General features: G+C 57.5%; 11 protein-coding genes. 7 read left to right on the top strand and 4 right to left on the bottom strand.

The genetic code is table 11. The features are described from left to right. Nucleotides 1-37: 37 nt before the first annotated feature. Both recQ and rhtC read left to right on the top strand, forming a co-directional pair. On the top strand, nucleotides 38-1,867 hold the full coding sequence (gene recQ, locus ACMWJS_RS20105) for an ATP-dependent DNA helicase RecQ (protein ID WP_032644788.1): 1,830 nt from the start codon (nucleotides 38-40) through the stop codon (nucleotides 1,865-1,867). 61 nt (nucleotides 1,868-1,928) lie between these two features. Then, complete coding sequence (gene rhtC, locus ACMWJS_RS20100) at nucleotides 1,929-2,549, top strand: threonine export protein RhtC (protein WP_010426287.1); 621 nt, start codon at nucleotides 1,929-1,931, stop codon at nucleotides 2,547-2,549. On the opposite strand, the gene rhtB is transcribed toward rhtC, so the two are convergent. Next, entirely contained in the window at nucleotides 2,546-3,166 is a 621-nt protein-coding gene (gene rhtB, locus ACMWJS_RS20095; protein WP_008501533.1) for a homoserine/homoserine lactone efflux protein, read from the bottom strand. The two genes, rhtC and rhtB, sit on opposite strands and share 4 nt — an antisense overlap. Nucleotides 3,167-3,275: 109 nt before the next feature. Between rhtB and pldB the strand changes: the two genes are divergently transcribed. The 3 genes from pldB (at nucleotide 3,276) to ACMWJS_RS20080 (ending at nucleotide 6,082) form a co-directional block, all read left to right on the top strand. Then, on the top strand, nucleotides 3,276-4,268 hold the full coding sequence (pldB, locus tag ACMWJS_RS20090; RefSeq protein WP_414747472.1) for a lysophospholipase L2: 993 nt from the start codon (nucleotides 3,276-3,278) through the stop codon (nucleotides 4,266-4,268). Nucleotides 4,269-4,299: 31 nt separating this feature from the next. Continuing rightward, on the top strand, nucleotides 4,300-5,100 hold the full coding sequence (gene yigL, locus ACMWJS_RS20085) for a sugar/pyridoxal phosphate phosphatase YigL (RefSeq protein WP_414747471.1): 801 nt from the start codon (nucleotides 4,300-4,302) through the stop codon (nucleotides 5,098-5,100). A gap of 82 nt (nucleotides 5,101-5,182) precedes the next feature. After that, entirely contained in the window at nucleotides 5,183-6,082 is a 900-nt protein-coding gene (locus ACMWJS_RS20080) for a carboxylate/amino acid/amine transporter (RefSeq protein ID WP_045909224.1), read from the top strand. Here the strand turns inward: ACMWJS_RS20080 and metR are convergent. Further along, nucleotides 5,970-6,923, bottom strand: a complete 954-nt coding sequence (gene metR / locus ACMWJS_RS20075) for an HTH-type transcriptional regulator MetR (protein WP_024907993.1) — start codon at nucleotides 6,921-6,923, stop codon at nucleotides 5,970-5,972. The genes ACMWJS_RS20080 and metR overlap by 113 nt on opposite strands. 115 nt (nucleotides 6,924-7,038) lie before the next feature. Between metR and metE the strand changes: the two genes are divergently transcribed. After that, complete coding sequence (metE, locus tag ACMWJS_RS20070) at nucleotides 7,039-9,300, top strand: 5-methyltetrahydropteroyltriglutamate--homocysteine S-methyltransferase (RefSeq protein ID WP_414747470.1); 2,262 nt, start codon at nucleotides 7,039-7,041, stop codon at nucleotides 9,298-9,300. A gap of 48 nt (nucleotides 9,301-9,348) precedes the next feature. Here the strand turns inward: metE and ACMWJS_RS20065 are convergent, their stop codons facing one another. Together ACMWJS_RS20065 and ACMWJS_RS20060 are read right to left on the bottom strand one after the other, a co-directional pair. Continuing rightward, the gene (locus ACMWJS_RS20065) at nucleotides 9,349-10,812 is read right to left on the bottom strand and encodes a glycoside hydrolase family 1 protein (protein WP_414747469.1); all 1,464 of its coding nucleotides are present in this window, start codon (nucleotides 10,810-10,812) and stop codon (nucleotides 9,349-9,351) included. Nucleotides 10,813-10,850: 38 nt separating this feature from the next. Continuing rightward, complete coding sequence (locus ACMWJS_RS20060) at nucleotides 10,851-11,657, bottom strand: dienelactone hydrolase family protein (protein ID WP_414747468.1); 807 nt, start codon at nucleotides 11,655-11,657, stop codon at nucleotides 10,851-10,853. Nucleotides 11,658-11,912: 255 nt separating this feature from the next. Between ACMWJS_RS20060 and udp the strand changes: the two genes are divergently transcribed. Beyond that, the gene (udp, locus tag ACMWJS_RS20055; protein WP_003860792.1) at nucleotides 11,913-12,674 is read left to right on the top strand and encodes a uridine phosphorylase; all 762 of its coding nucleotides are present in this window, start codon (nucleotides 11,913-11,915) and stop codon (nucleotides 12,672-12,674) included. The last annotated feature ends 138 nt before the right edge of the window (nucleotides 12,675-12,812 follow it).

The following is a 12,812-nucleotide window of genomic DNA, read 5'->3' as shown; positions in this document are numbered from 1 at the left end:
AATAGCGCCTGTTTCATTTCAGGCATATGGGGTTAATGTGGCGCAGGCGGAAGTATTGAATCAGGAGTCGCTGGCTAAACAGGTTTTGCATGAAACCTTTGGCTACCAGCAGTTCCGCCCTGGCCAGGAAACCATTATTGAAACGGTGCTGGAAGGCCGTGACTGCCTGGTGGTGATGCCGACCGGCGGCGGTAAATCCCTCTGTTATCAGGTGCCCGCGCTGGTGCTTAACGGCCTGACGGTCGTGGTATCCCCGCTTATTTCGCTAATGAAAGACCAGGTTGACCAGCTGCTCGCCAACGGCGTGGCGGCGGCCTGCCTTAACTCGACCCAAACCCGGGAGCAGCAGCAAGAGGTGATGGCCGGGTGTCGCACCGGGCAGATCCGTCTGCTGTATATCGCGCCGGAACGCCTGATGCTGGATAACTTCCTCGACCATCTCGCGCACTGGAATCCGGTCCTGTTGGCGGTGGATGAAGCGCACTGTATTTCCCAGTGGGGACACGATTTCCGCCCGGAATACGCCGCCCTCGGCCAGCTGCGTCAGCGCTTCCCCGAACTGCCGTTTATGGCGCTTACCGCCACGGCAGATGACACCACCCGTCTGGACATCGTTCGTCTGCTGGGGCTGAACGACCCTTATATTCAGGTCAGCAGCTTCGACCGCCCCAACATCCGCTACATGCTGATGGAAAAATTCAAGCCGCTGGATCAACTCCTGCGCTACGTCCAGGAGCAGCGCGGCAAGTCCGGCATCATCTACTGCAACAGTCGGGCGAAGGTGGAAGACACCGCCGCGCGGCTGCAAAACCGCGGCTTTAGCGCCGCCGCGTATCACGCCGGGTTAGAGAACCACATCCGCGCCGACGTGCAGGAGAAATTCCAGCGCGATGATCTGCAGATCGTGGTTGCGACGGTGGCGTTCGGGATGGGCATCAACAAGCCGAACGTGCGCTTTGTGGTGCACTTCGACATTCCGCGCAATATCGAATCCTACTATCAGGAAACTGGCCGCGCCGGGCGTGACGGCCTGCCTGCGGAAGCGATGCTGTTTTACGATCCGGCCGATATGGCGTGGCTGCGCCGCTGTCTGGAGGAAAAACCGCAGGGGCAGTTGCAGGATATCGAACGCCACAAGCTCAACGCGATGGGCGCGTTTGCCGAAGCGCAAACCTGCCGTCGTCTGGTGCTGCTCAACTACTTTGGCGAAGGGCGACAGGAGCCGTGCGGTAACTGCGATATCTGCCTGGATCCGCCGAAACAGTACGATGGTCTGATGGACGCACGTAAGGCACTCTCGACCATTTACCGCGTGAACCAGCGCTTCGGGATGGGCTACGTGGTGGAGGTGCTTCGCGGTGCCAACAACCAGCGTATCCGCGACATGGGCCACGACAAGCTGCCTGTCTACGGTATTGGCAAGGACCAGAGCCACGAGCACTGGGTCAGCATTATTCGTCAGCTGATCCACCTCGGCTTTGCCACACAGAACATTGCTCAGCACTCCGCGCTTCAGCTGACCGAAGCGGCGCGTCCGGTCCTGCGCGGTGACGTTGAACTGAAGCTCGCCGTGCCGCGCGTGGTCGCCCTCAAGCCGCGGGTGATGCAAAAATCGTACGGCGGCAACTACGACCGCAAGCTGTTCGCCAAACTGCGCAAGCTGCGTAAAGCCATCGCCGATGAAGAGAATATCCCGCCTTACGTGGTGTTCAACGACGCGACCCTGATTGAGATGGCCGAGCAGATGCCGCTCAGCGCCAGCGAAATGCTCAGCGTCAACGGCGTCGGCACGCGCAAGCTGGAGCGCTTCGGTAAAGAGTTTATGGCGCTCATCCGTTCTCACGCCGACGGTGATGATGAGGAGTAGTCAGCCGGGCGAAAAAGTGCCAGGATGATGACTCACTGAATTATTTCCCCGCGAGTTAATTATGTTGATGCTATTTCTCACCGTGGCGTTAGTGCACATTGTTGCGCTGATGAGCCCGGGACCTGACTTTTTCTTCGTGTCACAAACGGCCGTCAGCCGCTCCCGCAAAGAGGCGATGATGGGCGTGCTCGGTATCACCATGGGCGTTATGGTCTGGGCGGCCGTTGCGCTGCTCGGTCTGAACCTGATCCTGGCGAAGATGGCCTGGCTGCATAACATCATTATGGTCGGCGGCGGGCTGTACCTGTGCTGGATGGGCTACCAGATGCTGCGCGGGGCGCTGAAGAAAGAAGAGAAAAAACCGGAAGAGCCAAAGGTAGAGCTGGCAACGGGCGGCCGCAGCTTTGTAAAAGGGCTGCTGACCAACCTGGCGAATCCGAAAGCGATTATCTATTTCGGCTCCGTGTTCTCGCTGTTTGTGGGGGATAGCGTCGGTGCGGGCGCACGCTGGGGCATCTTCCTGCTGATCGTTGTGGAAACCTTTGCCTGGTTTACCATCGTGGCCAGCCTGTTTGCCTTACCGGCGATGCGCCGTGGCTACCAGCGTATCGCGAAGTGGATTGACGGCTTCGCCGGCGCGCTATTCGCCGGCTTCGGCATTCATCTTATTATTTCTCGCTAAGCATGACGCGCTGACGCAAGCAGCGCGCCAACCAGCATAAACAGCGAACCAAAGACTTTATTCAGGGCCTTCATCTGCTTAGGCCCTTTAATCCACGCCGCAATCCGCTGCGCCAGCGTCGCGTAACCAATCATCACGATGATATCGACAATAATGGTGGTCGCGCCCAGCACCACGTACTGCATCACCTGGGGCTGATGCGGCACGATAAACTGCGGGAACAGCGCGGCGAGGAACACAATGCTCTTCGGGTTGGTCAGGTTGACGAACACCGCGCGCTTAAACAGATGGCCGCGGTTTTGCGTCTGCGCGAGCGTGTTGAGGTTGATGGAGCCTGCCGCGCGCCACTGCTGGATGCCGAGCCAAATCAGATACGCCGCCCCGGCCCATTTCAGCACTTCAAAGGCCAGCACGGAGCGGGAGAACAGGGTCCCCAGACCAATCCCGACCAGCACGATATGAATGCCCAGTCCGGTCTGCAAACCGGCAATGGATGCCGCCGCACCGCGATAGCCGTGGTTGATGGAGGTGGTCATGGTGTTAATGGCGCCCGAGCCCGGTGAAAGGCTAAGGATGATGGATGTCAGCAGGTAAGCGAACCACCACTCGAAGGTCATTTGAAACTCCCGAAACGTCTGTTTTTATGCCACAATACGCTATTGTTGAGTCATTTTGTGACCGGTTACGAAAAAACGATATTCCTTGGCTTAGGTGAGTAGAAACCCGATGTTTCAGCAGAAAAAGGACTGGGAAACACGAGAAAACGCATTTGCTGCTTTCTCCATGGGGCCGCTGACCGATTTCTGGCGCCAGCGTGGGGAAGATGCGTTTACGGGCGTCGGGGGCATCCCGGTACGCTTCGTTCGTTTCCGTAATGAAAAAAATGATCGGGTCATCGTGGTCTGCCCGGGGCGTATTGAAAGCTACGTTAAATACGCCGAACTGGCCTACGACCTGGTCCATATGGGGTTCGATGTGCTGATCATCGACCATCGAGGACAGGGGCTGTCCGGGCGCATGCTTCCGGACACGCACCGTGGGCACGTCGATCGCTTCAGCGATTACGTCGACGATTTTTCCGCGTTCTGGCAGCAGGAAGTTCAGCCCGGTCCCTGGCGTAAGCGATACATCCTTGCGCACTCCATGGGGGGCGCGATATCGACGCTGTTTTTGCAGCGTTATGAACACCAGTGCGATGCGATTGCGCTGACCGCGCCGATGTACGGTATCGTCATACGTTTCCCGGACTGGATGGTGCGTCATCTTCTCGACTGGGCTGAGGGCCATCAGCGCATTCGTGAAGGCTATGCCATCGGAACCGGACGCTGGCGCGCGCTGCCGTTCGCCATCAACGTCTTAACCCACAGTCGGCAGCGTTATCGCCGTAACCTGCGCTTTTATGCCGATGAACCACGCTTACGCGTCGGCGGCCCAACCTGGCACTGGGTGCGGGAAGGTATTCTGGCCGGTGAGCAGGTGCTGGCAGGCGTGGGCGATGATGACACGCCAACGCTTCTGATCCAGGCGGAAGAAGAGCGTGTGGTGGATAACCGCATGCATGACCGCTATTGTGAACTGCGCGCCGCCGCCGGTCATCCCTGCGAAGGGGGAAAACCGCTGGTCATCAACGGCGCGTACCATGAGATCCTTTTCGAAAAGGACGCTATGCGCTCAGTCGCGCTCAACGCCATTGTTGAATTTTTCAACAGGCATAATTGATTATCGTTTTCCACCAGAGGTTGAAATCCCTATGTACCAGGTTGTTGCATCTGATTTAGATGGCACGCTGCTTTCCCCTGACCACACCCTGTCGCCTTACGCGAAAGAGACCCTAAAGCTGCTGACGGCACGGGGCGTGAACTTTGTGTTTGCCACCGGCCGCCACCATGTCGACGTGGGGCAGATCCGCGATAATCTTGAGATCAAATCGTACATGATCACCTCCAACGGTGCGCGCGTGCATGATACCGACGGCAACCTGATCTTCACCCACAACCTGGATCGCGATATTGCCGCCGATCTGTTTGGCGTGGTGCACAATAATCCGGCTATCGTCACGAACGTTTACCGTGACGACGACTGGTTCATGAACCGCCACCGTCCGGATGAAATGCGTTTCTTCAAAGAAGCGGTATTTAACTACTCCCTGTACGAGCCGGGCCTTCTTGAGCCAGAGGGGATCAGTAAGGTGTTCTTCACCTGCGACAGCCACGAAGAACTGCTCCCGCTGGAACAGGCGATCAATGCCCGCTGGGGCGATCGTGTTAACGTCAGCTTCTCAACGCTCACCTGTCTGGAAGTGATGGCGGGAGGTGTCTCCAAAGGCCACGCCCTGGAGGCGGTCGCGAAACGTCTGGGCTTCGAGCTGAAAGACTGTATCGCCTTAGGTGACGGCATGAACGATGCCGAAATGCTGTCGATGGCGGGCAAGGGCTGCATCATGCAGAACGCGCATCAGCGTCTGAAAGATCTGCACCCGGAGCTGGAGGTGATTGGTTCTAATGCTGACAACGCGGTACCGAAATACCTGCGCAAGCTGTTCCTTGAATAATCTTCATTTGATTGTTTATTGCTCAGATGTCAACTAAAGAGTTCGCTACAATGCCTGTCCTTCTTTCTGAGAGACAAGCATTGTGGCGCTACTCATTATCACCACTATCCTGTGGGCCTTCTCCTTTAGCCTGATTGGCGAATATCTTGCCGGTTCAGTCGACAGCTACTTCTCGGTGCTGATGCGCGTAGGGCTGGCGGCGCTGGTGTTCCTGCCGTTTCTGCGCACGCGCGGACAGTCGCTGAAAACGATTGTGCTGTACATGCTGGTGGGGGCGATGCAGCTCGGCATCATGTACCTGTTCAGCTTCCGGGCTTACGTCTATTTGTCCGTCTCGGAATTCCTGCTCTTTACCGTGCTGACGCCGCTCTACATCACGCTGATTTACGATCTGCTGAGTAAACGCCGTCTGCGCTGGGGATACCTGCTGAGCGCGGCGCTGGCGGTGATCGGCGCGGCGATTATTCGCTACGACAAAGTGAGCGATCACTTCTGGACCGGGCTGATGTTCGTCCAGCTCGCCAATATCAGTTTCGCCATCGGCATGGTGGGCTACAAACGCCTGATGGAAACCCGTCCGATGCCGCAGCATAACGCGTTCGCCTGGTTCTACATGGGGGCCGCGATGGTCGCGGTGGCGGCGTGGTTTATGCTCGGTAACCCACAAAAGCTGCCGACTACCCCCGTGCAGTGGGGCGTGCTGATCTGGCTGGGCGTCGTGGCTTCCGGGTTGGGGTACTTCATGTGGAATTACGGCGCGACGCAGGTCGACGCCGGTACGCTGGGGATCATGAACAACGTGCATGTCCCGGCTGGGTTGTTGGTCAACCTTGCCATCTGGCAGCAACAGCCGCACTGGCCGAGCTTCCTTATTGGGGGAGCGGTGATCCTGGCTTCGCTGTGGGTCCATCGCCGCTGGGTCGCTCCGCGCTCCGCACAAACGGAAGATGGTCGCACGCGTGGTTCCGCGCTGAGCGAATAAACGCCTCCGTAATCGGCTGACGCTGCTCGCCATCGCGCACGGCGGCGTACAGTCGGCTCCACAGTCCTTCACCCAGGGTTTTGGTCACCACCAGACCCTGGCGTTCAAAGCTCTCTACCACCCAGTGCGGCAGCGCCGCGATACCCATTCTGGCCGCCACCATCTGAATCAACAGCAGGGTGTTATCCACGCTTTTTAGCTGCGGACTGATGCCCGCGGGCTGCAGGAAGTGTCGCCAGATATCCAGACGACTGCGCTGAACCGGGTAAATCAGCAGCGTTTCCGTCGCCAGGTCTTCCGGCGTGATGCGCGTTTTGGCCGCCAGCGGATGATCCGGCGCCAGTACCAGGCGTACTTCATAATCAAACATCGGCGAATAGTGCAGGCCGCTGCGCGGCAGAATATCGGACGTCATCACCAGATCCAGCTCGCCCTGCTGCAGCGAGGGCTGCGGGTCGAACGTCACGCCGGATTTAAAGTCCATCTCCACCTGCGGCCACTTCTGGCGGAAGTTCTCAAGCGCGGGGGTCAGCCACTGAATACAGCTATGGCACTCAATGGCGATACGCAGCGTGGTCTGCTGCGGTTCGTTGCACGCCTGGAGCGCGCTGGCGATTTGCGGCAGGACCTGATTCGCCAGCTGCAACAGGATCTCGCCCTGGGGCGTAAAGCGCAGCGGCTGGCTCTTGCGCACAAAAAGACGGAAGCCGAGGCGTTGTTCCAGATCGCTGAACTGGTGAGAAAGGGCGGACTGGGTCTGGTGCAGCGTGGCCGCCGCCGCCGCGAGCGAGCCGCAGTTCCGCAACGCTTGTAGCGTTTTCAGGTGTTTTATCTCGATCATGAAAGTCCTTCACTTCGCCATGAACATTTTGCGCTTGAGGAATATACAGTACCTGCCAATTATAGATGTGTAAACATCTGGACGTCTAAATAACGAATTTCATAAGGGGCACACCATGACAATCCGCAATCACACACTCGGTTTCCCTCGCGTTGGCCTGCGTCGCGAGCTGAAAAAAGCGCAAGAAAGTTACTGGGCGGGTAACGCCACCCGTGAAGAACTGCTGGCAGTGGGACGCGAGCTGCGCGCCCGTCACTGGGATCAGCAAAAACAGGCGGGGATTGACCTGCTGCCGGTGGGCGATTTCGCCTGGTACGACCATGTTCTGACGACCAGCCTGCTGCTTGGCAACGTGCCGGCTCGTCATCAGAACAAAGATGGATCGGTAGATATCGATACTCTGTTCCGCATCGGCCGTGGCCGTGCGCCAACGGGTGAGCCAGCGGCAGCGGCGGAAATGACTAAATGGTTTAACACTAACTATCACTATATGGTGCCGGAGTTCGTAAAAGGTCAGCAGTTCAGGCTGACCTGGACGCAGCTTCTGGATGAAGTGGACGAAGCGCTGGCGCTGGGCCACCAGGTGAAACCCGTGCTGCTTGGGCCGGTAACGTACCTGTGGCTGGGCAAAGTAAAAGGCGAGCAGTTTGACCGGCTCAGCCTGCTGAAGGATATTCTGCCGGTCTATAAACAGGTGCTGATTGAGTTGGGCAAGCGCGGCATTCAGTGGGTGCAAATCGACGAGCCGGCGCTGGTGCTCGAACTGCCCAAGGTTTGGCTTGATGCCTTCAAACCGGCGTACGACGCGCTGGCGGGGCAGGTGAAGCTGCTGCTGACCACCTATTTTGAGGGCGTCACGCCGAACCTGAACACCATTACCGCGTTGCCGGTTCAGGGCCTGCACGTTGACCTGGTTCACGGCAAAGACGATGTCGCGGAACTGCACAAGCGACTGCCCGCAGACTGGCTGCTCTCCGCGGGTCTGGTTAACGGTCGTAACGTCTGGCGCGCCGATCTGACCGAGAAATACGCGCAGATTAAGGACATCGTCGGCAAACGTGAGCTGTGGGTGGCCTCGTCCTGCTCCCTGCTGCACAGCCCGATCGATTTGAGCGTGGAAACCCGTCTTGATGCTGAGGTGAAAAGCTGGTTTGCCTTCGCCCTGCAAAAATGTGAAGAGCTGACGCTGCTGCGCGATGCGCTGAACAGCGGCGACACGGCGGCGATCAGCGCATGGAGCGCGCCGATCCAGGCACGTCGTCACTCGGCGCGCGTGCATAACCCGGCGGTGGAAAAACGCCTGACGGCCATCACCGCCCAGGACAGCCAGCGTCAGAGCCCATATGAGGTGCGCGCCGAAGCGCAGCGTGCCCGCTTCAACCTGCCTGCGTGGCCGACCACCACCATCGGTTCCTTCCCACAAACCACCGAAATCCGTGGCCTGCGTCTGGACTTCAAAAAGGGCAAGCTGGATGCGAATCACTACCGCACCGGTATCGCCGAACACATCAAGCAGGCGATTATCGAGCAGGAGCGGCTGGGGCTGGACGTGCTGGTGCACGGTGAGGCCGAGCGTAACGACATGGTGGAGTACTTCGGTGAGCATCTCGACGGCTTTGTGTTTACCCAGAATGGCTGGGTGCAGAGCTACGGCTCCCGCTGCGTGAAGCCGCCGGTGGTCATCGGCGACGTCAGCCGTCCGGAAGCGATCACCGTGGAGTGGGCGAAATACGCGCAGTCTCTGACCGACAAGCCGGTGAAAGGCATGCTCACCGGTCCGGTGACCATTCTTTGCTGGTCCTTCCCGCGCGAAGACGTAACCCGTGAAACCATCGCGAAGCAAATCGCGCTGGCGCTGCGTGATGAAGTGGCAGATCTGGAAGCTGCAGGCATAGGCATCATCCAGATTGACGAACCGGCCCTGCGCGAAGGTCTGCCGCTGCGCCGCAGCGACTGGGATGCCTACCTGAAGTGGGGCGTGGAGGCATTCCGCATCAACGCCGCGGTGGCGAAGGACGACACGCAGATCCACACCCACATGTGTTACTGCGAATTTAACGACATCATGGATTCGATTGCTGCGCTGGACGCTGACGTGATCACCATTGAGACGTCGCGCTCAGACATGGAGCTGCTGGAGTCGTTCGAAGAGTTCGAGTACCCGAACGAAATCGGACCGGGCGTGTATGACATTCACTCCCCGAACGTGCCGAGCGTGGAGTGGATTGAAGCCCTGCTGAAAAAAGCGGCCCAGCGCATTCCGGCTGAGCGCCTGTGGGTGAATCCGGACTGCGGCCTGAAAACCCGCGGCTGGCCGGAAACCCGCGCCGCGCTGGCGAACATGGTGAAGGCAGCACAGAATTTGCGTCAGGCATAATTGTGACGCGCGATGGCCGGGCGTCTGCCCGGCCTGGAATGCGCATGCTTAGTTCAGATCTGCGCCGTTGCTGGCAATCACTTTTTGGTACCACCAGAAGGAGTCTTTTTTCAGCCGTTTCAACGTACCGTTGCCTTCATCGTCCTGATCGACATAGATAAAACCGTAGCGTTTGGACATCTGCGAGGTGCCCGCACTAATGATGTCGATACAGCCCCACGTGGTGAACCCCATCACCTCCACGCCTTCATTAATCGCGGCCAGCGTTTGCGCGAAGTGTGCGCGGAAGTAGTCGATTCGATAGCTATCGTGGATCTTGCCGTTTTCGACCACATCCTTCGCGCCCAGACCGTTTTCAACGATAAACAGCGGCTTCCGGTAACGGTCATACAGCTCCAGCAGCGAGATTTTCAACCCAAGCGGATCAATCTGCCATCCCCATTCGGACGCAGGCAGATACGGGTTTTTCACACCGAGAACGGTATTCCCGGGAATGCGTTCGGCGTCAGGCTGAGTGGATTCGGTCATCGACATGTAATAGCTGAAGGAGACGAAATCGACGGTATGCGCCTTTAAAATACGCCGATCGTCAGGGTGCATTTCAATATGGATATTTCGTTGTTCCAGATCGCGCAGGATCAGCGGGGGATAGTCGCCAAATACCTGCACGTCGGCATAAAAATAGTTTTCCAGGTTTTTCTTCAGCGTGGCTTCAACGTCTTCCGGACGGCAGCTGTGCGGATAGGTCGTCAGTTTCGTCAGCATGCACCCGACCTGGCTGCCCGGAATTTTGGCGTGGCAGTCGCGCGTGACCAGTGCAGACGCGACAAACTGATGGTGCAGACCCTGATAGATATCCTGTTTCGCGTTGCCCGGCACGCTTTTCTCTTCGCGAATACCCGCGGTCGTAAAGGGATGGCGGTGAATACTGTCTATTTCATTGAAGGTTAGCCAGTAACGCACCAGCTCTTTGTAGCGGTCGAAACAAACATTGCTGAAGCGAACAAAGGCATCAACCACATTGCGATGCACCCAGCCGTTATATTTTTCACTCAGCGCCAGCGGCATTTCGTAGTGGGAAAGGGTGACCAGCGGCTCGATGTTATGACGACGCAGCTCGCGGAACAGTTCTTCATAAAACTGCAGCCCGGCCTCGTTTGGCTCGGCGTCCTCTCCGGTCGGGAAAATACGTGACCAGGCAATGGATACGCGCAGCACCTTAAAACCCATCTCAGCAAACAGCGCGATGTCGTCTTTATAGTGGTGATAAAAATCGATGCCGCGGCGTTTCGGGTACAGCGCATCATTTTTACCTTCAAACGCGTCGCGGATATTCTCGTCCGTCAGGGCCATGTGGCCGCTGTAATCTTTCACGGAGAGGTTGGGTTTCCAGGCGACAGCGTCGGCAACGGACGGCCCTTTACCGTCCACGTTCCATGCGCCTTCGGCCTGGTTGGCGGCAATCGCGCCGCCCCATAAAAAACCGTGTGGAAACGCGAGGGAATTGTCCATAACACGCACTCCTTATGCGTCATGATGATGGGAAAGGCTTACCCTTTTTTACCACCGTACTGACGGAACCACGTAAGCATCCGCTGCCATCCATCTTTAGCCGATTCAGCGTGATAGCTCGGACGATAGTCGGCGTTATACGCATGCCCGGCATCCGGGTATACCACGATCTCCGCCTTCGCATTTGCCGCGCGGAGCGCATGGCGCATGGTTTCTACCGAATCCAGCGAAATACCGTTGTCCTGACCGCCGTAAAGCCCTAACACGGGGGCATTTAACTCGGTGGCGATATCAACCGGATGTTTCGGTGAATTCAGCGTTTTTTCACCCACCAGTTTGCCGTACCAGGCGACAGCGGCTTTGAGCTGCGGGTTATGCGCGGCATACAGCCAGCTAATGCGTCCGCCCCAGCAGAAACCGGTGACCAGCAAACGATGGGGATCGCCCCCGTTGCGCGCCGCCCAGCTGGCGACGTGGTCGAGGTCGGCCAGCACCTGCGCGTCCGGGACTTTGCTGACCAGGTTGCTGAGCAAGGTGGGAATATCGCTGTAGTCGTTCGGATCGCCCTGACGGAAGTAGAGCTCTGGCGCAACGGCCAGATAACCTTCCAGCGCCAGCCGGCGGCAGAGGTCGCGAATGTGTTCGTGAACACCGAAAATTTCCTGTACCACGATCACGATGGGCAGCGGGCCGTCTGCCGATTTTGGTCGTGCGTGGTAAGCAGGCATGTTCTCTCCCTGCGTGGGAATAGAGGTCTCACCCGCGGTGATGGCATCTTCAGACGTTGAGACGATGGTTGAGGCATGCGGGGCCGCAGCAGGTGCAAAACCGGTTTTTTCAGTCATGGCATTCTCCGTACCAATCAGTTAGCGCAAAGGTAAATATAGACACCAGGTTAACAACTCACAGTGCCTTAAACGGTCTATCTTTTGTGCAGCACCTGACGATATAACTTGTTAATGTGATGTAAATCACTTTTTGATGGAAATTCGATGCAATCATTTTCATTCATGGTGAGATGCGTCACGAAATTATGCTTACTGCTTCTGTAAAGTACCGTTTTACTTCTTCTGACTAACCGACCCACAGAGGAGTCACCTATGTCTAAGTCTGATGTTTTTCATCTCGGCCTCACTAAAAACGATTTACAAGGGGCTACGCTCGCTATCGTCCCTGGCGATCCGGAGCGTGTGGAAAAGATCGCCGCGCTGATGGATAAGCCGGTTAAGCTGGCAGCCCATCGTGAATTCACCACCTGGCGCGCAGAGCTGGATGGTAAAGCCGTGATCGTGTGTTCTACCGGTATCGGTGGCCCGTCAACTTCGATTGCTGTTGAAGAGCTGGCACAGCTGGGCATTCGTACTTTCCTGCGTATCGGTACCACTGGCGCTATTCAGCCGCATATCAACGTCGGCGACGTGCTGGTGACGACCGCGTCCGTGCGTCTGGATGGCGCAAGCCTCCACTTTGCACCGATGGAGTTCCCGGCGGTGGCAGATTTCGAGTGCACCACCGCGCTGGTTGAAGCCGCGAAATCTGTGGGTGCAACCACCCACGTGGGCGTAACCGCTTCGTCCGATACCTTCTACCCGGGCCAGGAGCGTTATGACACCTTCTCTGGCCGCGTGGTAAGCCGCTTCAAAGGCTCCATGGAAGAGTGGCAGTCGATGGGCGTGATGAACTACGAAATGGAATCCGCCACGCTGCTGACCATGTGTGCAAGCCAGGGTCTGCGTGCCGGTATGGTGGCGGGCGTCATCGTCAACCGTACCCAGCAGGAGATCCCGAACGCCGAAACCATGAAGCAGACCGAAAGTCATGCGGTGAAAATCGTGGTGGAAGCGGCGCGTCGCCTGATCTAGTCCTCTCCCTTCGAAATCAAAGGCCGACACGTTCGGCCTTTATTTTTTGCGTAGCGCCTCGCAGGAAAACCCTTTCAAACTGGACGTTTATACAGCACAATTCTATTTTGTGCGGGTAATACGTTGATGCAGGGGGCA

Origin of the sequence: Enterobacter sp. HK-058-C-ECC (assembly GCF_047531125.1) — a bacterium.
GTDB lineage: Bacteria > Pseudomonadota > Gammaproteobacteria > Enterobacterales > Enterobacteriaceae > Enterobacter > Enterobacter quasiroggenkampii.
The sequence above is the reverse complement of the archived record's forward strand: the minus strand, read 5'-3'. Positions and strand labels throughout refer to the sequence as shown.

Coding starts and splice junctions, on each gene's coding strand:
- rhtC (WP_010426287.1), top strand. CDS start 1,929: ATGTTGATGCTATTTCTCACCGTGGCGTTAGTGCACATTGTTGCGCTG.
- rhtB (WP_008501533.1), bottom strand. CDS start 3,166: ATGACCTTCGAGTGGTGGTTCGCTTACCTGCTGACATCCATCATCCTT.
- pldB (WP_414747472.1), top strand. CDS start 3,276: ATGTTTCAGCAGAAAAAGGACTGGGAAACACGAGAAAACGCATTTGCT.
- yigL (WP_414747471.1), top strand. CDS start 4,300: ATGTACCAGGTTGTTGCATCTGATTTAGATGGCACGCTGCTTTCCCCT.
- metR (WP_024907993.1), bottom strand. CDS start 6,923: ATGATCGAGATAAAACACCTGAAAACGCTACAAGCGTTGCGGAACTGC.
- metE (WP_414747470.1), top strand. CDS start 7,039: ATGACAATCCGCAATCACACACTCGGTTTCCCTCGCGTTGGCCTGCGT.
- ACMWJS_RS20065 (WP_414747469.1), bottom strand. CDS start 10,812: ATGGACAATTCCCTCGCGTTTCCACACGGTTTTTTATGGGGCGGCGCG.
- ACMWJS_RS20060 (WP_414747468.1), bottom strand. CDS start 11,657: ATGACTGAAAAAACCGGTTTTGCACCTGCTGCGGCCCCGCATGCCTCA.
- udp (WP_003860792.1), top strand. CDS start 11,913: ATGTCTAAGTCTGATGTTTTTCATCTCGGCCTCACTAAAAACGATTTA.